Consider the following 26,585-nt stretch of genomic DNA (forward strand, 5'->3'; position numbering starts at 1 on the left):
TGCGGAGCACCCGCCGAGGGGTGGGCCGGGCTGACCCGGACAGCGGGCCGTCAGGCCGCGGAGCGGACGCCGCCGCCGTTGCGCTTGGCGCGGTACATCGCGGCGTCGGCGCCGCGCATCAGCGTGGTCATGTCGCCGGCGTCGGAGGGGAACAGGGCGATGCCGATGCTGGCGCCGACCGTCACATCCCTGCCCTCGATGTCGAACGGCTCGCTGAGCCGGTCGTGGATGCGGCCGGCGATCGCGGCGGCCGAGGCGGCGTCGGGGTTGCGGGTCAACAGGATCGCGAACTCGTCGCCGCCGAGGCGGGCGACGACGTCGTGGTCGCGGACCGCCGCCTGCAGGCGCTGGCCCACCGCCTGCAGCAGCGCGTCGCCGGCGTGGTGGCCGACCGTGTCGTTGACCCGCTTGAAGCCGTCGAGGTCGAGCAGGAGCAGCGCGAGCCGCCCACCGTTCGCCGTCGCCAGCTCGACCTCGCGTTCCGCGCGGTCCATCAGGTGCGAGCGGTTCGGCAGGCCGGTCAGCGCGTCGTGGTACGCCTGGCGGGTGAGCTCGGCCACGTGCTGCTGCTCGGCCTGGCGCATCCGGGCGCCGTCGACGATGAGCGCGCCCTCCATGGCGACCTGGCGGGCGAGGCTGTGGTCGCGCCCGGACCAGTCGCGGACCGTGGTGTCGCCGCACAGCACGACGCCGACCGGGCCGGACGCCGACATCAGCGGCATGGCGAGGAAGGAGCGCAGCTTCATGGTGTGCACGAAGCCGCCCGTGCTGATGTCGGTGCGCTCGGTGTCGGAGACCAGAACCGGGCCGTTGATCTTCTGCATCAGGTGCCACACCGGCGAGTCGGCCGCGCGCTTGCCGACCAGGTTGCGGCGCAGGTCGTCGCTCATCTCCTGGGTGAGGCCGACGCCGACGGCGTAGCGGATCATGCCGTCCGGGCCGACGAGATGCACGGCCGCCCGTTCGGTGCGGAACGCCTCGCCGGTGGCCTTGGCGAGCAACTGCCCGGCCGCCTCGACGGAGGTCGCCGTGGCGCCCTCCTCGAAGAGCTTGCGGATGGTGCTGGTGGCGTGCTCGGTGTACTGCCGGTGCACCTCGGCGGCGAGCACCTGCAGCGTGGCGGCGACCTGCAGGGCGGTCCCCGCGGCCACGTCCGGGCGGAGCTGGTCCAGGTCGGTGCCGGTCAGCACGAGGACGCCGACGGTCTGGCCGCCGATGCGCAGGCGGATCGCCGTACGGTCGCCGACGCGCACCGGTGGTGCCCCGGCCGACACGCGGAACACCCGGCCGGCGACCCGCAGGTCGTCGGCGGCGGCGGGGCCGATCGTGGCGGCGGACCGCAGGCTGCCGTCGTCGGGGTCGAGGGTGAACACGGTCGCCGCGGTCATCCCGCACGGCCCGCTCAGCCGGCGGTCGACGAGCGCGAGAATGTGGTCCAGGGACGGGATGTCCCGGGTCATGACCTCCACGAGGTCGGCAAGGAGCTGGGTCTGGCCTTCGAGCTCAGGCAGCAGCGTTCCGGTGGCGAGGCCGCCACCGGAGGATCGCATCGCGCTGCTGAGGGTCACGGACCCATGAATCGGCAGCGGGAGGACGCGCCTGAGCATCCCGCGATGACGTGGTACGCGACACCAAGGATTACCGTTTTCACCGTCGGGGCTCATTGCGCGCCGGACGTGAGACGAGAGGAAGTACGGACATGAGGGTGTGCGTCGTCGGGACCGGCTACGTCGGGCTCACCACCGGCGTCAGCCTGGCGTTTCTCGGCCACGACGTCACCTGCGTCGATCTTGACCAGGTCAAGGTCGACCTGCTCAGAGGGGGCCGCTCCCCGATCTACGAGCCGCACATGGACGCGCTGCTGTCCGACGCGGCCGAGCGGCTGACGTTCACGACCGACTACCGCGAGGCGGTGCCGGACGCCGAGGTGGTGTTCATCGCCGTGCAGACCCCCTCGCTGCCGGACGGCAACCCTGACCTGCGGTATCTGCGGTCGGCGGCGGAGAGTGTGGGCGAGCACATCGGCGGGAAGTTCACCGTGGTGGTGAACAAGTCGACCGTGCCGATCGGCAGCAGCAACTGGGTCGACTCGATCCTGCGGGAGTCGTTCGAGCGCACCCGGGAGCGGCGCAGCGACGGGGAGTTCTCGGTGGCCTCGAACCCGGAGTTCCTGCGCCAGGGTGCCGCGATCCAGGACACCTTGTACCCCGATCGGGTGGTTGTCGGCTCCGACAACCCCCGCAGCCTCGACGTGCTCAACCGTCTCTACCGCACCATCCTGAATCAGACGTTCACCCCGCCCACCTACCTGCCGCGCCCCGGCGACCTCGGCGCCGTGCCGATGGTCTCCACCGACCTGGCCTCCGCCGAGCTGATCAAGTACGCGGCCAACGCCTTCCTGGCCCTCAAGATCAGCTTCGCCAACGAGATCGGGCAGCTCGCCGGCCGGGTCGGCGCCGATATCACCCAGGTCACCCGCGGCATCGGCCTCGACACCCGGATCGGGCCCCGGTTCCTGCAGCCGGGCATCGGCTGGGGCGGCTCGTGCTTCGGCAAGGACACCGCCGCGCTGATCGCGACCGGCGCCGAGTACCACCACGAGATGCCGATCGTGTCGGCGGCCCGGGAGGTCAACCAGCACCAGCGCCGCCTGGTGGTGGACCGGCTCCTGGACGAGCTGCGCATCCTCAAGGGCCGGCGCATCGGCCTGCTCGGCCTGGCCTTCAAGCCCAACACCGACGACATGCGCGACGCCCCGGCCCTGGACATCGCCCGCATGCTGCTCGACCGGGGTGCCCGCATCCGGGTGCACGACCCGGTCGCGGGGGACCGGTTCCGGCGGGAGCAGCCGGACCTCGCCCCGTACCTGGCCGGCGACGTGGCGGAGGTGTTCGACGACAGCGACGCGGTGGTCCTGATCACCGAGTGGTCGCAGTATCTGGATCTCGACTGGGGCAAGCTGGCGTCGCTGATGCGGACGCCGGTCCTGCTGGACGGCCGGCACGTGCTGGACCCGGCCCGGCTCACCAAGCTCGGCTACCGCTACCTCTCGGCGACCGGGCGATGAAGCGCTGGTCGCCACCGGGCGCTCGTCGGCGGCGGTGAGGCCCCGGCCGGCTGCCGGGTGGTGTTGCGCTGAGGCGCTAGTCGGTGGCAGGGCGGTGATGCGCTGAGGCGTTGGCAGGGCGGTGAGGCGCCAGGAGCTCGCGCCAGGTGCGGACCAGGGCGGGGTCGACCGGGGCGTCCCAACGGCCGCCCGGGCGTACCGCGCCGCCGGTGTGGAACGCGTCGACGCCGGCGGCCAGCAGGCATGCCAGGTGGTGTCGGCGCAGCCCGCCGCCGGCCAGGACCCGCGGCGTGCGGCCGGCCTCTGCGCGCAGGGTGTCGAGCCCGGCGTCCACCCCGGCCGGACCGCCCGCCGTCAGCACGAAGTCGAGACCGGGCAGGCCGTCGAGGGCCCGCCACGCGGCGGCGCGGTCGGCGGCGTGGTCGAGCGCCCGGTGGAATGTCCACCGGCAGCCCTCGATCACGGTGAGCACATCCTCGACGGCGTCCCGGTCGACCGCGCCGGCATCGTCCAGGAAACCCAGCACGAACTCGTCGGCGCCGGCGTCGCGCAGCTCGGCCGCGGCGCGGGTGAGGCCGGCGGCGTCGCCGGGCGCGTACCCGTCCTGCAGGCGCAGCATGGTCCGGACCGGCAGGCCGGCGGCGTCGCGGACCTCGGCGAAGGTGCGGACCGCCGGGCTGAGGCCCTGCCGGCCCATGTCCGCGACCAGTTCGACCCGGTCGGCGCCGCCCTCGCGGGCCGCCACCGCGTCGGCGGCGTTCAACGCGATGACTTCCAGGACCGGTGCCGCCACGGCGGCATCGTCGCACATCAACGTGAACGGACGGCCGGCCGGCCCGGCCGTGGAGGCCGGGCCGTCAAGGGGCGGGTCAGGAGAGCGGCGGGTAAGCGTTCGCCATGAGCTGGCGGAACTGGGCGGGGAACCAGGCTCCCGAGATCGGCGCGCCGCTCAGCGCGCCCGTCGGGTTGTGGCCGTTGCGTTCGTTGCCCTGGTACGTGGGGTCGCACATGCGGTCGAAGCCCTTGCCCTCGTCGTTCGGGATCAGGGTGCTGGAGCCGTCCGACTCGCCGGGCGGCTTGACCCAGACGTAGGCGTCGATGTCCGGCGCCGGGGCCGCCCTCGGGCGCTCGCCGAGGCCCGCGCCGTCCTGGTTGCACCAGTTGCCGGCGTGGATCCGGCGGTCGACGCGGGACTGGTCGACGAAGGTGCCGACGTCGGTGGAGGTGCTCGCCGCGGTGGGCCGGGCGGGTCCGCCCCAGCCGTTGCGGGACGTGTCGATCAGCATGCCGATACCGGGGTCGAAGCCGATGGAGACCAGCTTGCGGCGGAACGCCTGGGCGAACGACAGCTCGTCGACGTAGTTGTTCCAGTCGATCCACCGGGACTGGCGCACCGAGGTGCCGTTCACCGTCGTGGTGACGGTGAAGTACGGCTCGGTCAGCGCCGAGTAGTTCGCCGTGTTGGTGATGAAGCCGTGCACGGTACGGACGTCGCCGGACGCCCGCGCCGCCTCGAGCATGGCGTCCGCGGACGGGCCGAAGTTCGAGTCCCAGCCGATCCAGCCGTGGTGGGCGGCGTCGAGGTAGTTGTAGGCGTTCGGGATGGCGCCGAGCTTGCGCAGGGCGTACCCGATGCCCTGCACGTAGCCGCCGTTCTGCTTCATCGTGGCGCAGGTGGCGACGTTGGTGTTGGTGACCAGGTTCGGCAGAGAGTCGATCTCGACGATGTTGACGATGCGCAGGTCGCGGTACTTCGGGTCGCCCTGGATCGCGGCGATCGGGTCGATGTACTCGGTCTGGTAGCGCGGCAGGTCGTCGACGCCGAGTTCGCCGTTGGAGGCCAGCGCCGAGCAGTCGCGGCCGGGCAGGTTGTAGATGACGAACTGGGCGTAGCCGGCGCCCTGGGCGAGGGCGGCGTCCAGATGCGCCCGCAGGCCCCTCTTCGTCGCGGTGCCGTCGATCGCGGCGATCCGGTCCAGCCACACCGCGGTCGGGTTGCCGGAGACGCGGTGGCCGCCGGGCTCCGCCTCGGCCTGGGCCTTCCATTCGGGGTCGACGTATCCGCGGGCGTCCGCGTACGGATTGCCGACCCGGTCGCCGGGCGGCGGATCGGAGGGCGGCGGCGGATCGGAGGGCGGCGGCGCGGCGCCGGTGCAGCGCGTGCCGTCGAGGGTGAACGAGGCCGGGGCGGCGTTGGTGCCGGAGTGGCCCGCGTTGAAGCCCAGCGTGGCCGTGGCGCCGGTCGCCAGGGAGGACGCGGAGGACGGGGCGGTGACGTCGACGTGCCGCCCGGTCTGGGTGAAGGTGCCGTTCCAGCCCTGGGTGATCCGCTGGTCGCCGGCGAAGTCCCAGGCCAGGGTCCAGCCGCCGGTGATGGGGTCACCGAGGTTGGTCACCGCCAGGGCGGCGGTGAACCCGGTGTCCCACTGCTGGACCGAGTAGGCGACCCGGCAGCCGGCCGCGGCGGCGGCCTGGGGGGAGGCGACGGCGACGCCGGCACCGGTGAGTACGAGGACGGCGGCCGCGGCGGTCAGGCCGCGGGCCGCGCCGGGGCGACGTGGTCTCATGGCGAGCGCTCCTGGGGACGGGGCGGCGCCCGGGGCAGGCGCTGCCGGGGAGGCCACCGGGGCGATCGACGAACGTCACTGACCGGTGGCCGCTTCAGCGTATGGGAGCGCTCCCATGTCGGCAATGAGTCACGGGCACGAAACCGGTACGCCATAGTGGAGATCATGAGCCGCGCTGCCGCCGTCCGCCGTGGACTGCTCTTCGCCGTCCGCTACGAGATGCGGCTCTGGAGCGCACTTTATCGGTGGATCGCCCGCAAGCCCCCGTACGGCAGTGGTCCCGGCGTCGCCGTGTTCCCGTACGCCGGCGCGGCCACCGGGCTCTTCGGCGTCTTCATCGGGCTCTCCGCCGTCGAGATCCCGATTCTCCACCTCATCCTGCCCTGGCAGACCGCCCGGACCATCTCGCTGATCATCGGGGCGTACGGCCTCGTGTGGATGATCGGGCTGCTGGCCACGTTGCGCGTGTATCCGCATCTGCTGACGCCGTCGGCGCTGGTCGTGCGCAACAGCCTCACGCTGCGGGTGGAGATCCCCTGGGATGCCGTCGCCCAGGTCGAGGTGCGCCGGCGCTCGATGCCGCCCGGCGGCAGCATCCAGGTCGAGGAGGCCGGCGACCAGCGGATCCTCTCGCTCGCCGTGGCCAGTCAGACCAGTGTCGACGTGCTGCTGGCCCGGCCGCTGACCGTCGACGTGAAGAAGGCCGGCACCGATCCGGTCACGCAGATCCGCCTGCACGCCGACGACCCGGAGGCCCTGGTCGCGGCGGCGCGGGAACGGCTGCCATCCACCGCCCCGTGAGGACCGGGCATTCGGTAGGCTGCCGCCACTGCGGACGCGACGACGGGAGCCGACCATGATGGAGATCGGTCTGCGCGTGGTGGCCGACGACGACCTCGACGCCATCTATCAGCAGATGCGCGACCCCGAGGCGGTCCGGATGGCGGCGTTCACCGCCGAGGACCCCGACGACCGGGTCGCCTTCGACGAGCATCTCGTCCGGCTGCGGACCTCGCCGGAGATCAAGCTGCGGGCGATCACGGTCGGCGGGGAGCTCGCCGGGACGATCGCGAGTTTCGCCGTCGGCAGCGACACCGAGATCACGTACTGGCTGGGCCGGGACTGGTGGGGCCGGGGCGTCGCCACCACCGCGGTCCGGATGTTCCTGGACACCGTTCCCGTGCGTCCCATCACGGCCCGGGCCGCCAGCGACAACGCCGGCTCGCTCGCGGTGCTGCGCAAGGCGGGCTTCCGGGTGGTCGGCAAGGAGGTCGCGTACGCCACGGCGCGCGGCCGGGAGATCGAGGAGACCGTACTGCGCCTGGACGGGCCTCAGGCGGATTAGGCCTTAGGATCGCCGGATGGTGATCGTCGTCCCCTACCACCAGGACGAGCGGCTCCCCGGCGACCTGCTGCCGCTGCCCGGCCGGGAGCCGGTGCTGGTCGTCGACCCGGAGCTGCCGCCCGGTGATCTGTGGACCCGCCTGGCGGCCCTCGACGAGGCGGTGGCCGCCGCGGTGGCCGATGCGCCGGGCCCGGTCACGGTCGTCTCCGGCGACTGCCTGATGGCGGTCGCCGCGCTCGCCGGCGCCCAGCGTGCCGGCCTGGACCCGGCCCTCGTGTGGTTCGACGCGCACGGCGACGTGCACACCCTGGCGTCCTCCACGTCCGGCTACCCCGGCGGGCTCTCCCTGCGGCTGGCCATGGGCGGCGATCCGGCGCTCCTGGCGGACCGCCTCGGCCTGCGCCCGGTGGTCGAGGAGCGGGTCCTGCTGGTCGGCGCGCGCGACCTGGACCCGGCGGAGGTGTCCTTCCTCGCGGCCAGCCGGGTCCGCCGGACGACCGTCACCGGCCTCTGCGCCGCCGACGCCCCGCCGGGCCCGCTGATCGTGCACGTCGACCTGGACGTGGTCGACCCGGCGGAGCTGCCGGGCCTGCTCTTTCCGGCGCCGGGCGGCCCGCCGGCGTCCGAGGTGGTCGCGGCGGTGCGGCGGTTGCGAGCCACCGGCCGGGTCGCGGTCCTCGACATCGCGTGCCCGTGGCAGCGCGTCGCGGATCCGTCCGGTCGCACCGCGCTGCTGGACGCGCTGATCCCCCGGGACCGGGCCGCCGGGCAATGACGACGCCGGTGCCCCGCCGCGACGGCGGAGCACCGGCATCTACCCCTCGTGAAGGTCTCTGGCGCGCCCGCTCAGGAATAGAAGCGGGCGGGCATGGCCGCCTGCCGGGCGGTCCGGTTGCGCAGGCGCAGGCGCAGCAGCAGGCCGACGCCGAGGAACACGAGCACCGCACCGACGATCAGGCCCGGTCCCAGCAGCGACGGCGTGCCGCCGCTGGACGAGGCCGGGACCCCGGCGATGGTGTCGCCCGTCCGATCGGGCTGCGGCGTGGCCTCCTCGTCCTCGGCGGCGGACTCCTCCGGCTCCGGCGACGGCGACTCGGTGGGTGTCGTGGAGCGCTCCTGCCCGACGACGGGACTCTGCCCCGACGTCTCCTGTAGCAGGGTGCCGCCCGCGGTGAACGCCTGGGACGCGAAGACGACCCGGCCGCTCTCGGCGTCGTCGTCGATGCTGACCCGGTAGCGGGCGGTGACCGTACGGCCACGGCACAGCTCGCCCGGGTCGAGCTGCTGGTCGGTGATCCGCGCGATGTCGTCGTCGCGCTCGACCTGGACGGGGAAGTCGTCGTCGTCCTCCACCCGCTCCACCTCGACCTCGTCGAGGTCGGGGCCCTCGACCTGCAGTACGAGCGACCACCGCACCTTCTGGCAGCGGCGGCGGTCGCTCGACGCCACGACGGTGAGGGTCCGGCTCTCGGCTCCGGCCCCGAAGGTCGGCGGCAGCTCGGTGATGCGTACCTCGAAGCCGGGTTCCACCGCGGTGGCCCGGCCGGGAACGGCGAGGGTCGCCACGGCCACGGCCAGGGCGGTCGCCGCCAGCGCAGCGCGATGCCGCACAGCAATCATCTCCTCACGGAACGTCGTCGATGGACCCGCATCACGAGGTAGTTCGGCGCAGCGGCGCGAAAGGTTCACCGCGAGCGCAGGATCACTGCCGCCGAGACATTCTCTTTCGCCGCTCTTAAGGTGCTCTGGTGGGCATCCTCCCTGGTCAAAGCCGTTTGGCGTGGGTGGGTTACCAGGCCCGTGCACACTCGCCGGTAATTAAGTTCCGGAACGTTCATCCGAACCGGCCCGCCACACGTAGATGGGGGAGGGCAGGGACCGGCGACGACGCACCGTGAGGAAAGGAAGGACACCTACCGGACCGCCCGACAGTAACGAGCGCGGGGCATCCCCCACGGATGCCGGCGTCTGCGAACGCCCACGACGGACGCCTTGACCGCTGCGGAGAACGAGGAGCCATGGCCCGGACGAAGACGCAAGAACGATCCACCAGTCGGGTGGACGTCGAGATGGGATCCACGGGTGGCCGGACACCACCCTCCAAGCTCACCGTCGCCCTGTTCGGCACGTCGATCCTCGCGGCGCTGTGGTCCGTGATGATGCTCATCCCGGCCGGCCGCGTCGCATGGGTCTACATCTTCTACTACCTCGAGTTCTACATGGGCGTCGTGTCGCTCGTGTCGCTCTCGATCACGATCATGGTCGGACTGGTCTCCACCGACCGCCTGGTGCTCTCGATCCGCCAGCGCCTGCTGCTGCAGTCCGCCCACCGGACCACCGGCGTCATGGCCATCGCCGCCCTCGGCGTGCACGTCTGGACCAAGTTCGCCGAGGAACACATCGGGCTGATCGACATCTTCATCCCGTTCATGTACCAGGGCTTCAACAGGGTCTTCGTCGGGTTCGGCACGGTTTCCGGCTGGATCATGGTGATGGTGATGTGGACCGGCATCGCCCGGGCCCGGTTCATCGGTCGCGGCAAGCCGTGGATGTGGCGCGCCGTGCACAGCGTCTCCTACCTGATGTGGCCGATCGCCCTGCTGCACGGGCTCAACGCGGGCCGGCCCGCCGCCGCCTGGGTCAACGTCAGCTACGTCGTCTGCGTGCTCGGCGTACTCATCGGCCTCGCGGTCCGCATCGCGGTCAGCCTCAACCGCCGCAAGGACTTCGCGTCGCAGGCGGGCACGGCGGGCGGCGGCACCGGCGGTATGAAGCCGGTCGGCGCGATGGCGTCCACCGCGCCCATCGCCAAGGGCCGCGGTGCGCGTACGCGGCGTGAGGACCCGATGGTCTCCGACCGTGGCAACGCCGTAGAGGCATGGGTGCCCGCCGCCCCGGCCCGTCCCGCCGAGCCCGCCGCCCGGCCGGCCAAACCGTCGGAGCCCGCCCCGGTCAGCGCCGCCCCGGTCGACGCGCCGCCCGCCGAGCGCCGCCCGCGCCGCCGCGTCGACGAGGACGAGCGCGCCCGGCGCCGCCGCGACTTCGACGACGCGCCCACGCAGCGCTGGGAGTTCGAGGACGAGGACGAGATGCCGGCGAGGCGCTCCCGCTACGCCGACGACGCCCCGGCCCCGCGCCAGCGCCGCGCCGCCGCGGCCGAGCGGTTCGACGAGCCGACCCGGCCGATCTCGCGCCGCGCCCTCGAGGAGAGTCCGCGCCGCTACGCCGACGACGACGAGATGCCGGCCCCGACCGGCCGCCGCCGGGCCGGCGACGCCTACGAGGAGACTCCCCGTCCCCGCTCGCGCCGCCACGCCGACGCCGAGCTCGACGACGAGCCGGCCCCGCGCTCCCGGGGCCGCCGCCACGCGGGCGACGACGACGCCGCGACGGTCCCGCGGGGCCGCCGGGCGCCGGACGACATGCCGCGGTCGCGGTACGCCGACGACGAGCCGGCGCGGCCCCGCCGGTATGCCGACGACGACCGGTACGCCGACGACGACCGGCACGCCGACGCCCCGCGCCGCCGCGCCGCCCGGTACGCCGAGGACGAGCCGCCCCGCCCGGCGCGTTCCTCCCGCTACAGCGAGGAGCGTCCCGTCCGCGAGACGCGTTCCCCCCGCTACACCGAGGAGGACGACGATGCGCCCCGGGCCCGGCGCGACCGGGGCGCCGACATCGATCGCGCCGACTCGGGGCGGCACAGCCGCAGCGAGTTCGTGGACCTGGCCGGTGGGGAGCCGGCCGGCGACTACGACGACCCGAACTACATGGAGCCCGACGAGACGCCGACCCTCGTGGACATGGCGCAGCGGCGGGCCCGCAAGGCGACACAGCAGGAACCCGTGCGTACCGGGTCGGGCCGGGGGGCCCGCCGGGGATCCCGGTCACGTACGACCGATGAGGCGGCTGACGACCGGTACTGGGCGCAGTTGCGAGGGGAAGCACAGTGATGCAGCGCAGGGGATTCATCAGGGGACGCCGCGGCCTGGCCGCGTGGAGCGGGGCGTCGGCGTGAGCGGCAGCAAGGTTCCGCCCGTCACCTCGATCGGCACGCCGCGGCTCACGGCGGGGTTCGACGAGTACGGGCGGCTCGACCTCCTGGCGCACCAGGAGGTGCACGGCGGATTCGCCGCCCTCTCCAGCGGGGAACTGATCGGCCTCGCCGACCGGATCGAGCTGCGCGGGCGCGGCGGCGCGGGATTCCCGTTCGCCCGCAAGGTGCGCGCGGTGCTCGACTCGTGCCGGCGCCAGGACCTGCCGCCGATCATCGTCGTCAACGCCACCGAGGGCGAGCCGCCCTCGTGGAAGGACAAGGCGATCCTCACCCGGGCGCCGCATCTGATCCTCGACGGCGCCGCGCTGGCCGCGGCCGCGCTCGACGCCGAGGAGATCGTGATCGGCGTCGCCGACGACGGCATCGGCCAGGACTCGCTCGCCGCGGCCCTCGCCGAGCGCCGGATGCCGGTGCCCACCCGGATCGTCACCGTGCCGCACCGGTTCATCTCCGGTGAGGGCGGCGCCCTGGTCCGCGGCATCAACGGCGAAGCGCACATCCCGCCCGGGCGCAAGGTGCGCTCCAGCGACAACGGCGTCGCGGGCCTGCCCACGCTGCTCTCCAACGCGGAGACCTACTCGCAGCTCGCCATCGCGGCCCGGCTGGGGCCGTGGGAGTACAACGCGGTCGGCATCCCCGAGGAGCCGGGCACGGTCATGCTGACCGTCGGCGGCTCGTCGACCGCCCCCGCCGTGGTCGAGGCACCCACCGGTACCCCGCTCATGGAGGTGCTGGAGATGTGCGGCGCGGACATCGGCCCCGGCCTGCTGGTCGGCGGCTACCACGGCAAGTGGATCAGCGCCGAGGCGGCCAAGACGGTCACCATCTCGCGCAAGGGGTTCGCCAAGGTCGGCGGCACGCTCGGCGCCGGCATGCTGATCCCGATCGGCTCGCAGACCTGCCCGCTGGGCGAGGTCGCCCAGGTCGTGCAGTATCTCGCCGGCGAATCCGCCGGACAGTGCGGCCCGTGCCGGCTCGGCCTGCCCGACCTGGCCCGGGCGGTGACCCTGGTGGCGCTCGGCGGCAGCGCCCTGGAGAACGTGCGCCAGGCCGCCGGCGTGGTCAAGGGCCGCGGTGCGTGCAGCCACCCGGACGGCACCTCGCGCTTCGCCCTCTCCGCGCTCGAGGTCTTCGCCCGCGACGTCGAACTGCACGCCAACGGCGAGGGCTGCGGCAAGCAGGTACGGGGCATCCTGCCGCTGCCGTACCACCAGCAGCAGGGCGCGCGGAAGCTGGCGCTGGACTGGTCGCGGTGCGACGGGCACGGGCTCTGCTCGGCGGTCGCGCCCGAGATCATCCGGCTGGACGCGAACGGCTTCCCCGCGTTCCCGCAGACCCCGCTGCCGCCGTGGCTGGAGAACGGCGCGCGCAAGGCCGTCAACGTCTGCCCGGCCCTGGCGCTGCGGCTCACGGAGGCGGGCAAGAAGTGAGAGTCAGGGTCCTGCTCGCGACGGCCGCCGTGCTCGCGGCGGCCGGCTGCGGCACCACCGCGGCTCCCGCGGCCCCGCCGCCCGCGGCCGTGCCGTCTACCGCCGTGCCGTCTACCGCCGTGCCGTCTACCGCTCCGCCCTCTGCCGCCGCGCCGTCCGCTCCGGGGCCGGCGGGCGGGGCAGCGGCCGTCACGGTGCCCGCGTCACTGACGTTCACGGGCCGGACCCTCGACGGCAAGCCGTTCGACGCCGCCACCCTGGCGGGCAAGCCCACGATCCTGTGGTTCTGGGCGCCGTGGTGCGCGACCTGCGCCAGCCAGGCCATGTCCATCGCCGACGTCCGCGAGGAGTACGGCGACCGCCTCAACATCCTGGGCATCGCCGGCATGGGCGGCAACAAAGAGATGCACGAGTTCGTCTCCGACCTCGAGGTGGGCTCCGTGCCCCACCTCGACGACGAGCCCGGCGAACTCTGGAAGAAGTTCGGCATCACCGAGCAGAGCACGTACGTGATCATCGACCGAACCGGCCGAACCGTCGTCTCCGGCTACCTCGACGATCTGCAGCTGACGTCGAAGGTCAAGGCTCTGGTGGCCTGAGCTGTGGAGGCGCCGCTGCTGCTCGCGCTCACGGCCGGGATGCTCGGTGCCGTCAACCCGTGCGGCTTCGCGCTGCTGCCGGCGTACCTGTCCGTCCTGATGGCCTCGGACGACGGCGGGCCGAACCGGCCGCGCGCGGGTCTCGCCGCCCTGCGCCGGGCCCTGGGCTGCACGGCCGCGCTGACGCTGGGCTACGTCACGGTCTTCGCGGGCTTCGGCCTGGTCCTCACGCCGCTGGCGGGGTGGCTGCAGCCGCGCCTGCCGTGGCTGACCGTGGTCCTCGGGGTGGGCCTGGCGCTGCTCGGCGGCTGGCTGCTCGCGGGCCGGTCGCTGCCCGTGCCGGGCCGGGGGATGCGGGCGCCGCGGTTGACCGGCACGGCGGCGTCGATGGTGCTCTTCGGCATGGCGTACGCGGTGGCGTCGCTCGGCTGCGCGATCGGGCCGTTCCTCGCGCTCGTCGCCTCGAGCCTGCGCGCGGGATCCGTCGGCGCGGGCCTGGCACTGTTCGTCAGCTACGCGGCGGGCATGGGGCTGGTCATCGGCGTCACCGCGGTCGCGGTCGCGCTGGTCCGGGTCTCGGCGCTGGCCCGGCTGCGACGGCTCGCGGCGTACGTCCCCCGGGCCGGCGGCGCCGTGCTCGTGGCCGCCGGCGCGTACGTGGCCTACTACGGCTGGTACGAGCTGCGCCTCGTCGGCGACCGGCGCGCCTCCGGGCGCGATCCCGTGGTCAACGTCGCCTCGGACCTCCAGCGGGAGCTGAGCGACCTGGTCGCTCGGGTAGGCGCGGGCTGGTTCGTGCTCGCGCTGGCCGTCCTCGTGCTGGCCGCGCTCCTGCTGTCGCGCCGCCGCACCCCGGCGGGAGGCTGATCGATCGTGGACATCGCGGACCGCGCGGACCCGCTGCGCCGGGGCGACCCCGGGTGGCTGGGCGAGTACCGGCTGCTCGGCCGGCTCGGCTCGGGCGGCATGGGCGTGGTCTACCTGGCCGAGGACCGCGACGACGCGCTCGTCGCGATCAAACTGATCCACTCCTCGCTGTCGCACGACCCGGAGTTCCGGCACCGGTTCCGCAGTGAGGTCGAGCGCGCCCGTCAGGTGCCCTCGTTCTGCACGGCCGAGGTGCTCGACGCCGACCTCGACCACGATCCGCCGTACCTGGTCGTCGAGTACGTGGACGGGCCGAGCCTGGCCGACGTGGTGGAGGAGCGGGGCCCGCTGCGGTCCGCCGCGCTGCACTCGCTGGCCGTCGGGGTGGCCACCGCGTTGTCCGGCATCCACGGCGCCGGCGTCATCCACCGCGACCTCAAACCGGACAACGTGCTGCTCGCGCCGGGCAGCCCGAAGGTGATCGACTTCGGCATCGCCCGGGCCTTCGAGGCGACCAGCCAGCTCACGCGCACCGACCAGATGGTGGGCACGGTGGCGTACATGGCGCCGGAGCGGTTCTCGTCCGACCCGGGCACGGCGCTGACCGCGGCGGCGGACGTGTTCGGGTGGGGCTGCGTGGTGGCGTACGCCGGCACCGGACGGACGCCGTTCCAGGGCGACTCGCCGACCTCGACCGCCGCCCGGATCCTCACCCAGCCGCCGCATCTGGACGGCCTGCCGCAGCCGCTGCGGGACCTGGTCGAGCTCGCCCTGGCCAAGGACCCCCGGGACCGCCCGAGCGCCCGGGAACTGGTGGACCTGCTGCTGGGCGACCGTCCCGCCGTACGCCCGCCGGCACGGCCGCAGGCCCCGGCCGCCGCACCGCCGCGGCCGCAACCCCCGGCCGCCGCACCGCCTCGGTCGGCACCTCACGACCACCGGACGCTCGTCGCTCTCGACCGCCGGACGCTGGTCGCGGCGCCGGGCGGTGGCGCACCGGCGCCGGCCCGCGGTGGGCGCGCCCGCGGCCACACCCTGCTGGCCACCCTGGCCGTGCTGCTCGTCCTCGCCGGCATCGGCACCGTCGGCTTCGTGCTGAACGCAGGCGCGAGGAGCCGTACGCCGATCGCGACGTCGCCTTCCCCGGGCGGCGGCGTGGGGGCCGGAGCGCAGACGTCCCCGGACCCCTCCGAGGAGCGGGAGCCGGAGGAACCCACCGGCGGCGAGCCGCTCATCCAGGACTCCCTGGACCGGCCCGGGCAGTGGTTCGACAGCCAGACCCGCGCGGGGGACGCCCGGTGCGTCACCCGCGGTGGTCTGCGCGCCGAGCTGGCCGGCAGCGGCGCCTTCCAGTGCCTCGGGCCCACCGACGACGTTCCGGACGACGCCGGGATCGAGGTGAGCACCACCCTGCTGACGGCCGGGAGCTGCGCCGTCATCTGGTTCCACTGGGACGACGAGGCCGGCGGTCAGGCCCTGGACGTCTGCCAGGACGAGATCGCTGTGGCCACCGACACGCCGTCCGGCCGTAGCGTCCTGGGCCGCGTGCGGCTCGAGGACCGTGTCCCGCTGCGGGAGCCGACCCGGATCCACCTCGTCGTGCGCGAGGGAGCGGCCCAGGTCTTCCTGGCAGGCGAGTTCGTGGGCAAGCTCGCCCTGCCCGGCGGCGGTCCGGACACGGGCCAGGTCAGGCTGGGTCTGAGCGCCGAGGAGGAGGGCGCCGGTCCGCCGTACGCGGTCAGCTTCGCCGACGTCGACATCCGCTCCCTCCCGGCCGCAGGCTGAGCGCAAGTGTCGGTTGCGCAGCAACCGGAGCACGGGTCTTCGCGCGCAGTGACAGCGCCCGATAGGGTGCCATCCTGACGGGGGTGATCCTCCGCGTCCATGCGGCGCGGAGAGGGTGGCGATCGAGCCGCCGGGGGCGTAGGAGCAGCGATCATGACGGACGAGCGGACGACCCCGCTGCGCCCGGGAGACCCGAGCCGGCTCGGGCGGTACGAGCTGATCGGCCGGCTCGGCGAGGGCGGCATGGGCACCGTCTATCTGGCGCGGGCCGACGGCACTCTGGTGGCGGTGAAGATGGTCCGCGCCGACCTCGCGTCCGACGACGCGTTCCGGCGCCGCTTCCGCAGCGAGGTCAACCGGATCCGCCAGGTGCCGCCGTTCTGCACCGCCGAGATCCTCGACGCCGACCCGGACTACGAGCAGCCCTACCTGGTCGTCGAGTACGTCGACGGGCCCAACCTCGCCGACGTGGTCGCGGAGCGCGGCCCGCTGACCGCCGCCAACCTGCACGGCGTCGCGATCGGGGTGGCCACGGCGCTCACCGCGATCCACGGCGCCGGCGTCATCCACCGCGACCTCAAGCCGCGCAACGTCCTGCTCGCCCCGGGCAGCCCGAAGGTCATCGACTTCGGCATCGCCCGGCCGATGGAGGCCACCAGTGGGCACACCCAGACGGGCGAGGTCGTCGGGACCGTCGCGTACATGGCGCCCGAGCGCTTCGGCGACGACACGACGCTGATCACCCCGGCCGCCGACGTCTTCGCGTGGGGCGGGGTGGTCGCGTACGCGGGCACCGGTCGTACGCCCTTCGGCGCCGACTCGCCGGCCGCGACCGCGGCCCGGATCCTGACTCGCCCGCCGGACCTGGCCGGCCTGAGCGGGCCGTTGCGCGACCTGGTCGCGCACGCCCTGGAGAAGGATCCGGCCAACCGGCCCACCGCCCGGGAACTGCTCGACCTGCTCGTCGCGGGCCCGCGACAGCCGGCACCCGCCGCGGCGGCGCTGGCACACCAGCCGGGCCTGCGCGTCGCGGCGGAGGAGGCCCAGGCGGCCACCGGGTATCACAGCGCCCGCCAGTTGACCGCGCTCGCGCCGCAGAGTGAGCTGGTCGGATACACCGAGGACGCGATCGTCACCCAGCCGGTGCCGCCCTCGCCGGTGGCTCCCCCGACCCCGTTCGGTCACGATCCGCATCCGCGGCGGCGCTGGGTGCTGCCGGCGGCGGTGGCCCTGCTGCTGGTGGCGCTCCTGGCCGCGGGCGGTCTCACCGCGAAGTTCTGGCCGCGGGGCGGTGGCGGCGCGGCGGGCGGGGTGGCGGCGACCACGACCCCGGCGACCGAAAGCGGGCAGGTGGTTCGCGGCGGAGCCGGAAACCCGCCGCTGCTGACGGACGAGCTGCGGCGGCCGCGGCTCTGGCAGGCCTCCAACGACCGCAAGGAGAAGGCCACCTGCTCCTTCCGCGACGGCCTGGTCGTGCGCCGGGAGAAGAGCGGCGTCTACCGTTGCCGGGGCCCGCTCGACGCCGTGCCGGACGACATGCGGGCCGAGGTCGGCGTCCGGATTCTGACCCCGGACAGCTGTGCCACCATCTGGCTGCGCTTCCGCGGCGTTCAGGGATACCAGGTCCGCGTCTGCGAACGCAACGTCTACATCGGTACGCACAAGTCGGCCGACATCCAGGTGCTCCGGACCTTCCCGCTCGACGACGCCCCGCTGAGCGTCGGCGGCGCACCGACGAAGATCACGCTGAACGTGGTCGGGGGCATGCTCGAGATTCTCCGCGACGGCAAACCGGTCGGCAGCGTACGGCTCACCGACCGGGACCTCACGAGCGGGCGGGTCGTGCTGGGCATCTACACGGAGCAGTGGGCCCGCGAGGACGGCCCGTACGAGGTGGCGTTCTCGGACATCACGATCTGGTAGGCCGGCCGCTCGGTCGGCTGGCTGCTCAGGCGGGGCGGCGGGTCAGGTGGGGCGGCGGGTGACGGCGCCGGCCGTGGCGAGGGTTCCGATCGAGGCGAGGGCGGCGTCGCGGTCGGCGCCGAGGCCGCTGAGCAGGCTCACGAACATGGGCACCAGGACGCGCTCGACGCCGTCGTCGCCGAAGTAGCCGCCGACGTCGAGCATCACGTACCCGTGCATCGCCGTCCAGAGCTGGCCGGCGATCGCCAGGGGATCGGCGCTACGGAGCCGGCCCTGCTCCACGGCGCGGCGGGCGGCCGCCACGATCTCGTCGAACGTGTACCGGCCGCGCTCGCGCTCGCCGGCGGTCCGCGGGCGGTACGTGCCCAGCGAGGCGGTGCCGAACATGACGGCGTACAGATGGGGATTCTGCCGGGCGTGGACCAGGTAGGCACGGCCCAGGCTGGCCAGGTCGGTGATCGCGTCGTCCGTGGCCGGGACCTCGACGAGCAGCGCGGCCAGCCGGGAGAAGCCCTCCGCGACCACGGCGTCGGCGAGGTCGGGCATGGAACCGAAGTGCGTGTAGACCGCCATCGTCGAGGTGTCGGCCTCGGTGGCGACCCGGCGCAGCGTGAGCGCGGAGGGGCCCTCCTCGGCGAGCAGGCGGGCGGCGCCTTCGAGCAGGCGTACGCGCACCGCGGGGTTCGCACGGCGTTCGGTCACCCGCTGATCGTAGTGCTATAGCAATTGATATAGCGGGTGCTAACGTGTCGGGCGGAGGTGTCCTTCATGACTGAGTGGGACGCGATCGTCATCGGCTCGGGCCTCGGCGGGCTCACCTGCGCCGCCTATCTCACGGCGGCCGGGAAGCGCACGCTGGTGCTCGAGCAGAACCAGGTTGCCGGCGGCTGCAGCCAGGTCTTCCGACGCAAGGGCAACCGGTACGAGTTCGACGTCGGCATGCACTACATCGGCGAATGTCACCCTGGCGGGCGCATGACGACGGCACTGCGCGGCCTCGGCCTCGAGGACCGGGTCCAGTTCCGCCGGCTCGACCCCGACGCCCACTCCACCCTGGTGTTCCCCGGGCTGACATTCCGGGTGCCCAGTGACTGGGACACCTACCTGGCCCGGCTGATCGAGGCGTTCCCCGACCAGCGGCGTGGCCTGCGGGTCTGCATCGGCATCCTGCGGCGCATCGGCGCCGAGTTGCGCACCGCCGTGTTGCCCCGGCGTACCGTGCGTAGCCTGCTGCGGTTCGCGCGCACGGCGCCGACCGTCGCCGCCGTCGGGCAACTGCCGCTGACCTGGCTGTTCAATGTCTGCCGGCTCAGCCCGCTCGCCCGGGCGGTGATCGTCGGCGAGTGCGGAGACTACGGGACGCCCCCCTCGCGGGCCTCGGTCGCCCTGCACGGCGGCTTCCTCGACCACTACCTCACCGGCGGTGCCTGGTATCCCCGCGGCGGCGGCCAGGTCGTCCCGGCCCACCTCATCGACGTCATCCAGACCCACGGCGGACGGGTACGCACCAAGGCGCGCGTCACCCGCATCCTGGTCGAGAACGGCGCCGCGGCCGGGGTCGAGCTCGACGGCGGCGAGACGATCCACGCCCCGATCGTGGTATCGGGCGCCGACCTCAAACGCACGTACCTCGACCTCGTCGGCCGCGACCACCTCGCGCCGGCCACCGTCGCCCGCGTCGCGCGCTACCGTATGGCGCTGCCCCTGTTCAGCGTCTATCTCGGACTCGACATCGACCTCACCGAGCACCTGCCCAACAGCACGTACTGGTGCTACCCGCACACCGACGTGGAAAAGGTCTACCGCGACGCCTACGAAGGCCGCATCCCGGACGAGATGCCCATCTTCCTCACCTCGGCCACCACCAAGGACCCGGGCAACCCGCACGCCGCACCGCCCGGCCACAGCACACTCGAGGTGATGTGCCTCGCCCCGCAGGGCACGTTCTGGCCCGGCGGCGACGGTTACCGCCAGGACCCGGCGTACGCGACGCTCAAGGACACCCTCACCGAGCGGCTGATCGACCGCGCCGCCACGGTGATCCCCGAGCTGCGCCGGCACATCGTCTGGCAGGAGGCGTCCAGCCCGCCCACCCACGAGCGGTTCACGCTGTCCAGCCTCGGCTCCTGCTACGGCATCGAGATGGCCGCCGACCAGATCGGCCCCCGCCGGCCGGGCCCGCGCACCGAGATCCCCGGCCTGTGGCTCACCGGCGCCAGCACCACCTGGGGCAACGGCATCGTCGGCGCCGTCAGCAGCGGCCTCGGCACGGCGGGCGCGATCCTGCGCCGCCCGCTCAGCGCCGAGGTCAAGGCGGGCGCGGTGATCGCCGACCCGGCCAGGCTCACCCCGATCGGCCCCGGCTGGGACCCGCTCGCGGTCTCCAAACCCAGCTCCCCGCTCCGCCGCCGCCCCCGCGTCCCGGCCGAGTAGCCGCCGCGCCGCCTGCCACGGCGCACGATGATCTCGCGGGCCCGATGGCGGGGTTCACCGCAGGGCCGCCGCGTCGCAACCCCTCGGGTCATCCGTCGTGGGGAGGTCGCGGACTACTGCTCGCGGGGCATATCTGAAGCAGATGAGGCAGACCGGCCGCCGCGCCGTCGGCGCGCCGTCGGCGCGCCGGGCCGCTGGGGTGCCGGGCCGCTGGGGTGCCGGGCCGCTGGGGTGCCGGGCCGCTGGGGTGCCGGGCCGCTGGGGTGCCGGGCCGCTGGGGTGCCGGGCCGCTGGGGTGCCGGGCCGCTGGGGTGCCGGGCCGCTGGGGTGCCGGGCCGCTGGGTGTGCCGGGCGCCGGGGCGCCGCGGGTGCGGGCGGACACGTGACGTGCCCACCCGCTGCCCGACAGGGTTCTTGCCCGCGGATCGATACTCGCCTTTCGCGGGCCGGTGCCGGTTCGCCGCGGGTCAGTCCTTGGCGAGACCGGCGCGGCGCAGGGCGTCGGCCATCGCGCCGCCGTTGAAGCTGGTGCCGCCGGCGCCCTGGCCTCCCGAGGCCTGGCCGCCGCGGCGCTGTTGGCCTGCGCCCTGGCGCTGGGCGCCGCCCTGGCGGGGCTGGCCCCCGTCCCGGCCGCCGGCTCGCTGACCGTCACGGCCGCCCTGCTGACCATTCCGGCCGCCCTGCTGACCGTCCCGGTCGCCCTGCCGGGCGTCGCCGCTCTGCCGGGAGCCTCCGCCCTGCCGGGAGCCTCCGCCCTGCCGGGTGTCACGGGCCCCGGACCGGGCGTCGCCGGCCTCGCGCGGTCCGGCCGGTCGTCCGTCGCGGCCGCCTCCGGGGCCGCGGCGGTCGCCGCCACCCTGGCGGGGCTCGTCGGTCAGGCGCATCGTCAGCGAGATGCGCTTGCGGGCCTCGTCCACGTCGACCACGCGGACCTTGACCACGTCGCCGGACTTCACGATCTCGCGCGGATCCTTCACGAAGGTGTTCGACAGCGCCGACACGTGGACCAGGCCGTCCTGGTGGACGCCGACGTCGACGAATGCGCCGAACGCCGCCACGTTGGTCACCACGCCCTCCAGGACCATGCCCGGCTGCAGGTCGGCGATCTTCTCGACGCCCTCGGCGAAGGTGGCGGTGGTGAAGGCCGGGCGGGGGTCGCGGCCCGGCTTCTCCAACTCGCGGAGGATGTCGGTGATCGTGGGGAGGCCGACGGTGTCGGTGACGAACCGCTCCGGCTTCAGGGCGCGCAGGATGGGACTGTTGCCCATGGCGCTGCGCAGATCGGTGCCCGCCTCGGCGAGGATCGTGCGGACCACCGGATAGGACTCCGGGTGCACGCTGGAGGCGTCGAGCGGGTCGTCGCCGTCCGGGATGCGCAGGAAGCCGGCGCACTGCTCGAACGCCTTCGGGCCGAGTCGGGCGACCTTCTTGATGTCCTTGCGGCTGCGGAACGGGCCGTTGGCGTCGCGGTGCAGCACGATGTTCTCGGCCAGGCCCGCGCCGATGCCGGAGACCCGGGTCAGCAGGGGAGCGGACGCGGTGTTCACGTCGACGCCGACCGCGTTGACGCAGTCCTCGACCACCGCGTCGAGCGAGCGCGACAGCTTCACCTCGGACAGGTCGTGCTGGTACTGCCCGACGCCGATGGAGCGAGGGTCGATCTTGACCAGCTCGGCGAGCGGATCCTGCAGGCGCCGCGCGATGGAGACCGCACCGCGCAGCGAGACGTCCATCCCGGGCAGTTCCTGCGATGCGTACGCCGACGCCGAGTACACCGACGCACCGGCCTCGGAGACCATCACCTTGGTGAGCGTCAGCTCCGGGTGCCGCTTGATGAGATCGGCCGCCAGCTTGTCCGTCTCGCGCGACGCCGTGCCGTTGCCGATGGCGACGAGCTCCACCCCGTGCCGCTGCGCCAGCTCGGCCAGCGTGTGGATCGACGCGTCCCACTTGTTCTGCGGGACGTGCGGGTAGATCGTCGACGTGGCGACGCACTTGCCCGTGGAGTCGACGACGGCCACCTTCACACCCGTACGGAATCCGGGGTCGAGGCCCATGGTCGTGCGCGTGCCGGCGGGCGCGGCGAGGAGCAGGTCGCGCAGGTTGGCCGCGAAGACCCGCACGGCCTCGTCCTCGGCCGCCTGCCACAGCCGCACCCGCAGGTCGGCGCCGAGGTGGATGAGGATGCGGGTGCGCCAGGCCCAGCGGACCGTGTCGAGCAGCCACCGGTCGCCGGGGCGGCCCTGATCGGCGACGCCGAAGCGGCCGGCGACGGCCGCCTCGAACGACGGCAGGTCGGCCTCGTCGGCGCACGGCTCCATCGTGAGGTCGAGGACCTCCTCCTTCTCGCCGCGGAACATGGCGAGGATCCGGTGCGAGGGCAGCTTCGTGTACGGCTCGGCGAAGTCGAAGTAGTCGGCGAACTTCGCGCCCTCGGTCTCCTTGCCCTCACGAACCTTCGCCACCAGCCGGCCCCGGGTCCACATCCGCTCGCGCAGCGCGCCGATGAGATCGGCGTCCTCGGCGAAGCGCTCGACCAGGATCGCCCGGGCGCCGTCGAGGGCGACGGCCGCGTCGGCGACGCCCTTCTCCGGGTCGGCGAAGGCCTCGGCCTCGGCGCGGGGGTCGCGCGCGGGGTCGCCGAGCAGCAGGTCGGCCAGCGGCTCCAGGCCCGCCTCGCGGGCGATCTGGGCGCGGGTGCGGCGCTTGGGCTTGAAAGGCAGGTAGATGTCCTCGAGCCGGGCCTTGGACTCGGCGCCCATGATCTGCGCCTCGAGCGCGTCGTCGAGCTTGCCCTGCGACCGGATCGACTCGAGCACGGCGGTGCGGCGCTCCTCGAGCTCGCGCAGGTAGCCGAGCCGCTCCTCCAGCACGCGCAACTGCTGGTCGTCGAGGGTGCCGGTGACCTCTTTGCGGTACCGGGCGATGAACGGCACGGTGGCGCCGCCGTCGAGCAGCTCGACGGCCGCGGCGACCTGGCCCTCGCGGACCCCGAGCTCCTGGGCGATGCGCTGATGGATGGCTGTCGTCACGCGGTCGATTGTGACCGAGGGGTACGACAGTTGTCGCGGCGCCCCGCGAGACCCGCGTCGATGATCACCCGGTCCGGGCGCCCGCGTCGCGCTGCACGGCCCAGAGCGCCGCCTCCGTCCGCGACGCCGCGCCGGTCTTGCGCAGCAGGTTGGAGACGTGCACGGTGACCGTACGTATCGAGATGCCGAGCGCGCCGGCGATCTGTTTGTTGCTCATGCCCTCGGCCAGGCAGCCGAGCACCTCCCGCTCGCGCGCGGTCAACTCCACCGGCCCCCGGAGCTGCTCGGCGAGGTGCTGCGGCCCGCCGGCCACGGCCAGCAGCTCGGTGAGCCGGTACGGGTTTCCGCCCGTGCGGCGCCACACCGCGTCGCAGAGGTCGCGCGACGGCGGGCCTTCGCCGTACGCGTGACCGAGGATCTGGGCGACGTGAGCGGCGGTGAGGGGTCCGAGGTGCCGGCGCACGGCCCCCGGGGCGCCGGCCAGACGCTCCAGGGCGCGGACGGCCAGCGCCGGTTCGGCCGCCGCGTCCGGCGGCCGGGAGGTCACCACGAGCAGGGCGGGCAGGTCCGCGCCGGCCAGCTCCGTGATCAGGCTCAGGCTCGCCGGGTCCAGGGCGTGGAGGTCCTCGACCAGCAGGACGGCCGATCGGCCGCCGATCAGCGCGCGTACGGTGGTCACCGCCAGGCGCAGCAGCGCGTCGGGCGCGTACCGCTCCCGGGGGACATCGGGGTCCTGGGCGAGCCAGGCCAGCGCGTCCGGCGGCACCGGCAGGTCGGGGCGCGGCCCGTGGGCGGCCAGAACGGCGGCGAGCCAGTCGTACGGCGCGGGGGAGTGCAGCCGCGCCGAACCGGACAGCACCACCTCGGGGGTCGCGACCTGCACCGCCGCCGCGGCCAGGGTGCTCTTGCCGGTCCCGGCCGGCCCGGTGACGACGGCGGGCACACACCGACCGCCGCCGCGCACACGTTCCCAGGCGTGCCGCAGCTCGTCCAGCTCGGCCGCCCGGCCCACCATCGGTACCGGCATCACCACCCAACACTACGTAGTACGTACTACAGACATGCTCTCCGCCCTTTGGCAGTCTGGGGGCATGAGCTTGGTGCTACGCGCGGTCGCCGCCTCCGATCAGGGGCTGGTCCGGTCGAACAACGAGGACGCGGTCTTCGTCGGTGGACGGCTGCTGGTCGTGGCGGACGGCATGGGCGGCCTGCCCGCCGGGGAACTCGCCAGTGACATCCTGGTGAAGTCGGTAGCCGTCGTCGACGACCTGCCCGACACGGGAGAACCCCTGCAGGACCTGATCGCCGCGCTCGGCACGGCGAACGAGCGGATCGAGGCCGCGGTCGCGGACGACGAGGCCCGCGACGGCATGGGTACGACGGTGACGGCGTTGCTGCTGGCCGGCGACCGGGTCGCGGCCCTGAACGTCGGCGACTCCCGCTGCTACCTGATGCGCGACGGGGACCTGACGCAGATCACCCGCGACGACACGTACGTGCAGGCGCTGGTGGACCAGGGGGTGCTGACGCCGGACGACGCCCGGCGGCATCCGCAGCGCGCGCTGGTGACCCAGGCGGTGCAGGGCGGGCCGTTCCGTCCGGCCGGGCGGATGGTGCCGGTGCAGGCCGGCGACCGGTTCCTGCTGTGCAGCGACGGGCTCAGCGACTATGTCGAGGACGAGGTCATCGCCGCGACGCTGCGGGCGTACCAGGACCGGCAGGTGTGCGCGGCGGAGCTGATCGCGCGGACGCTGGAGGCGGGCGCGCCGGACAACGTCACGGTGATCGTCGCCGATCTCGAGCCGGCCGCAGACTAGGGTCGACCGGTGCTGCTCACCACCGAGCGCCTGGTGCTGCGCCGGTTCCGACTGGAGGACGTGCCGGCGCTGGCCGCGTACCGTTCCGATCCCGGGGTCGCCCGTTACCAGTCGTGGCGCTCACCCTACTCGCTCGACAAGGCCCGCTACGCGGTTCAGACGATGGTCGCGGCCGATCCGGGGCAGCCGGGCTGGTTTCAGTACGCGGTGGAGCTCCCGGACGAGGCGGCGCTGATCGGCGACGTGGGCGTCAACCTGGCCGACAACCTGATGCAGGCCGAGATCGGTTACACCTTGGACCCGCGCTGGCAGGGCCACGGCTACGCCTCGGAGGCGGTCCGCGGTGTCCTCGGCCACCTCTTCACCGTGCGGGGCCTGCGCCGGGTGTCGGCGGAGTGCGACGCCCGCAACACGGCCTCGGCGCGGCTGTTGGAGCGGGTCGGCTTCACCCGCGAGGGTCTGCGGCGCCAGCACACCTGGATCAAGAACGAGTGGACCGACGACCTGCTCTACGGCCTGCTGTCCGACGAGTGGCCGCCTGGACGCTGACCGGTGACGCACCCGGACGGGCGGTTGTCCACAGGCTCGGCGGGATCGAGGGCGCGACGTGCCTGGCCAGGGCTATGGTGCTCGTGCAGCACGGTCCGCCCGTCACGGCGAAGGAGCCTCGGTCATGACTAGTCGCCTCAACCCGTACATCTCGTTTCCCGGCGGCACGGCGCGCGCCGCCATGGAGTTCTACCGCGACGTCTTCGGCGGCGAGCTGCGCATCAGCACCTTCGGCGACTTCGGTGCGCCCGACCCCAGCGCGGCCGACAAGGTCATGCACGCCATGCTCGAGGCGCCGAACGGTTTCACGCTGATGGGCGCCGACGTGCCGCCGGGCATGCCGCACGTGTCCGGCACCAGCATCTCGGTCAGCCTCAGCGGCGACGACGCCGACGACCTGCGCGGCTACTGGGAGAAGCTGTCCGGCGGCGGCACGGTGACCATGCCCCTGGAGAAGCAGGCGTGGGGCGACGAGTTCGGCATGTGCAAGGACCGGTTCGGCGTCGACTGGATGGTCAACATCACCTCCCCTCAGCCCTGATCCGTGCGCGCCGCGCCCGCCGCTCTGGCGTGTCTCCGGCGGTGTCGGCCGGGTGTGCGGCGTGGGTCTCCGGCGGTGTCGGTCGGGTGTGCGGCGCGGGTTCCCGGTGGTGTCGGGTGGGTGCGCGGCGGGGAGGTGGGCGATCATTGCCGGATGCACGCTCAGCCGGGCCCGACCATGCTCGAGGAACTGCGCCGGATCTGTCTTGCCCTGCCGGAGGTCACCGAGCGCCTCAGCCACGGTGCGCCGACCTGGTTCGTGCGCGGTAAGCGGACCTTCGTGTCGCTCATGGCGGACGGCCACCACGACGCGGACTTCCCCCATCTCTGGTGTGCCGCCCCGCCGGGCGCGCAGGAGGAGCTGATCGCCGCCGATCCCGGGCGCTTCTTCCGGCCGCCTTACGTGGGCCATCGCGGGTGGCTCGGGGTGCGGCTCGACGGCGACGTGGACTGGGACGAGATCGCGGAGCTGTGCGAGGACGCATTCCTCACCATCGCCCCGAAGTCGCTGCGGGCGACCGTCGAGGAGCGGCGCCCGGACGCACGCTGACGGACGGCCGGCTGTAAGGGGTGA

The 26,585-nt window shown here is 73.6% G+C and carries 22 protein-coding genes; 15 read left to right on the forward strand and 7 right to left on the reverse strand.

What is annotated here, in order from left to right; translation table 11 throughout:
- Nucleotides 1–50: 50 nt before the first annotated feature.
- Nucleotides 51–1,568 (reverse strand): sensor domain-containing diguanylate cyclase, encoded by a 1,518-nt coding sequence (locus tag EDD30_RS35670; RefSeq protein ID WP_071805865.1) that lies wholly within the window; start codon nt 1,566–1,568, stop codon nt 51–53.
- A 131-nt stretch (nt 1,569–1,699) separates the two neighbouring features.
- On the opposite strand from EDD30_RS35670, the gene EDD30_RS35675 reads away from it, so the two are divergent.
- Nucleotides 1,700–3,067 carry a UDP-glucose dehydrogenase family protein gene (locus EDD30_RS35675; RefSeq protein WP_071805863.1) on the forward strand — a complete coding sequence of 456 codons (1,368 nt, stop codon included), beginning with the start codon at nt 1,700–1,702 and terminating at the stop codon, nt 3,065–3,067.
- 76 nt (nt 3,068–3,143) lie between these two features.
- On the opposite strand, the gene EDD30_RS35680 is transcribed toward EDD30_RS35675, so the two are convergent.
- Both EDD30_RS35680 and EDD30_RS35685 read right to left on the reverse strand, forming a co-directional pair.
- Entirely contained in the window at nt 3,144–3,860 is a 717-nt protein-coding gene (locus EDD30_RS35680) for a copper homeostasis protein CutC (protein WP_244945517.1), read from the reverse strand.
- Nucleotides 3,861–3,936: 76 nt separating this feature from the next.
- Nucleotides 3,937–5,634, reverse strand: coding sequence for a glycoside hydrolase family 6 protein (locus tag EDD30_RS35685; RefSeq protein WP_071809418.1), 1,698 nt, complete (start codon nt 5,632–5,634; stop codon nt 3,937–3,939).
- Between the two features lie 165 nt (nt 5,635–5,799).
- On the opposite strand from EDD30_RS35685, the gene EDD30_RS35690 reads away from it, so the two are divergent.
- From EDD30_RS35690 to EDD30_RS35700, 3 genes are read left to right on the forward strand one after another with little or no spacing between them, the layout of a single operon-like run.
- Entirely contained in the window at nt 5,800–6,435 is a 636-nt protein-coding gene (locus EDD30_RS35690) for a hypothetical protein (protein WP_071809419.1), read from the forward strand.
- Nucleotides 6,436–6,490: 55 nt separating this feature from the next.
- Nucleotides 6,491–6,979 (forward strand): GNAT family N-acetyltransferase, encoded by a 489-nt coding sequence (locus EDD30_RS35695; RefSeq protein WP_071809417.1) that lies wholly within the window; start codon nt 6,491–6,493, stop codon nt 6,977–6,979.
- Nucleotides 6,980–6,995: 16 nt separating this feature from the next.
- Nucleotides 6,996–7,754, forward strand: a complete 759-nt coding sequence (locus EDD30_RS35700; protein WP_123678703.1) for an arginase family protein — start codon at nt 6,996–6,998, stop codon at nt 7,752–7,754.
- A 71-nt stretch (nt 7,755–7,825) separates the two neighbouring features.
- Here EDD30_RS35700 and EDD30_RS35705 read toward each other — a convergent pair whose 3' ends face one another.
- A complete protein-coding gene (locus EDD30_RS35705; RefSeq protein WP_084556940.1) occupies nt 7,826–8,590 on the reverse strand; it encodes a hypothetical protein in 765 nt (254 codons plus the stop codon).
- Between the two features lie 458 nt (nt 8,591–9,048).
- Between EDD30_RS35705 and EDD30_RS35710 the strand changes: the two genes are divergently transcribed.
- The 6 genes from EDD30_RS35710 (at nt 9,049) to EDD30_RS35735 (ending at nt 17,640) form a co-directional block, all read left to right on the forward strand.
- Nucleotides 9,049–10,932, forward strand: coding sequence for a ferric reductase-like transmembrane domain-containing protein (locus tag EDD30_RS35710; RefSeq protein ID WP_244945518.1), 1,884 nt, complete (start codon nt 9,049–9,051; stop codon nt 10,930–10,932).
- Between the two features lie 61 nt (nt 10,933–10,993).
- The gene (locus EDD30_RS35715; protein ID WP_123678908.1) at nt 10,994–12,466 is read left to right on the forward strand and encodes an NADH-quinone oxidoreductase subunit NuoF family protein; all 1,473 of its coding nucleotides are present in this window, start codon (nt 10,994–10,996) and stop codon (nt 12,464–12,466) included.
- Nucleotides 12,463–13,065, forward strand: coding sequence for a TlpA family protein disulfide reductase (locus EDD30_RS35720; RefSeq protein ID WP_071810220.1), 603 nt, complete (start codon nt 12,463–12,465; stop codon nt 13,063–13,065). Before EDD30_RS35715 ends, EDD30_RS35720 begins: the two co-directional genes overlap by 4 nt.
- A 3-nt stretch (nt 13,066–13,068) precedes the next feature.
- The gene (locus EDD30_RS35725) at nt 13,069–13,932 is read left to right on the forward strand and encodes a cytochrome c biogenesis CcdA family protein (RefSeq protein ID WP_084558024.1); all 864 of its coding nucleotides are present in this window, start codon (nt 13,069–13,071) and stop codon (nt 13,930–13,932) included.
- Nucleotides 13,933–13,938: 6 nt separating this feature from the next.
- Nucleotides 13,939–15,717 carry a serine/threonine-protein kinase gene (locus EDD30_RS35730; protein WP_244945519.1) on the forward strand — a complete coding sequence of 593 codons (1,779 nt, stop codon included), beginning with the start codon at nt 13,939–13,941 and terminating at the stop codon, nt 15,715–15,717.
- 153 nt (nt 15,718–15,870) lie between these two features.
- Nucleotides 15,871–17,640 carry a serine/threonine-protein kinase gene (locus EDD30_RS35735; RefSeq protein WP_071810222.1) on the forward strand — a complete coding sequence of 590 codons (1,770 nt, stop codon included), beginning with the start codon at nt 15,871–15,873 and terminating at the stop codon, nt 17,638–17,640.
- A gap of 42 nt (nt 17,641–17,682) precedes the next feature.
- On the opposite strand, the gene EDD30_RS35740 is transcribed toward EDD30_RS35735, so the two are convergent.
- Nucleotides 17,683–18,342, reverse strand: a complete 660-nt coding sequence (locus tag EDD30_RS35740; RefSeq protein WP_071810223.1) for a TetR/AcrR family transcriptional regulator — start codon at nt 18,340–18,342, stop codon at nt 17,683–17,685.
- Nucleotides 18,343–18,408: 66 nt separating this feature from the next.
- Between EDD30_RS35740 and EDD30_RS35745 the strand changes: the two genes are divergently transcribed.
- Nucleotides 18,409–20,073 carry a phytoene desaturase family protein gene (locus EDD30_RS35745; protein WP_071810225.1) on the forward strand — a complete coding sequence of 555 codons (1,665 nt, stop codon included), beginning with the start codon at nt 18,409–18,411 and terminating at the stop codon, nt 20,071–20,073.
- Between the two features lie 467 nt (nt 20,074–20,540).
- On the opposite strand, the gene EDD30_RS35750 is transcribed toward EDD30_RS35745, so the two are convergent.
- The gene (locus EDD30_RS35750) at nt 20,541–23,105 is read right to left on the reverse strand and encodes a Tex family protein (protein ID WP_071809710.1); all 2,565 of its coding nucleotides are present in this window, start codon (nt 23,103–23,105) and stop codon (nt 20,541–20,543) included.
- Between the two features lie 64 nt (nt 23,106–23,169).
- Nucleotides 23,170–24,132 (reverse strand): helix-turn-helix domain-containing protein, encoded by a 963-nt coding sequence (locus tag EDD30_RS35755; RefSeq protein ID WP_170047702.1) that lies wholly within the window; start codon nt 24,130–24,132, stop codon nt 23,170–23,172.
- Between the two features lie 64 nt (nt 24,133–24,196).
- Here EDD30_RS35755 and EDD30_RS35760 point away from each other — a divergent pair, with 64 nt between their 5' ends.
- The 4 genes from EDD30_RS35760 to EDD30_RS35775 all read left to right on the forward strand — a co-directional run bounded on the left by EDD30_RS35760 (nt 24,197) and on the right by EDD30_RS35775 (nt 26,561).
- The gene (locus tag EDD30_RS35760) at nt 24,197–24,922 is read left to right on the forward strand and encodes a PP2C family protein-serine/threonine phosphatase (RefSeq protein WP_071809709.1); all 726 of its coding nucleotides are present in this window, start codon (nt 24,197–24,199) and stop codon (nt 24,920–24,922) included.
- A 9-nt stretch (nt 24,923–24,931) separates the two neighbouring features.
- Nucleotides 24,932–25,471, forward strand: coding sequence for a GNAT family N-acetyltransferase (locus tag EDD30_RS35765; protein WP_071809708.1), 540 nt, complete (start codon nt 24,932–24,934; stop codon nt 25,469–25,471).
- Between the two features lie 124 nt (nt 25,472–25,595).
- Nucleotides 25,596–26,012 (forward strand): VOC family protein, encoded by a 417-nt coding sequence (locus EDD30_RS35770; RefSeq protein WP_071809707.1) that lies wholly within the window; start codon nt 25,596–25,598, stop codon nt 26,010–26,012.
- 153 nt (nt 26,013–26,165) lie between these two features.
- Entirely contained in the window at nt 26,166–26,561 is a 396-nt protein-coding gene (locus EDD30_RS35775; RefSeq protein ID WP_084557800.1) for an MmcQ/YjbR family DNA-binding protein, read from the forward strand.
- The last annotated feature ends 24 nt before the right edge of the window (nt 26,562–26,585 follow it).

The sequence above is a fragment of the Couchioplanes caeruleus genome (assembly GCF_003751945.1).
Classification (GTDB): domain Bacteria; phylum Actinomycetota; class Actinomycetes; order Mycobacteriales; family Micromonosporaceae; genus Actinoplanes; species Actinoplanes caeruleus.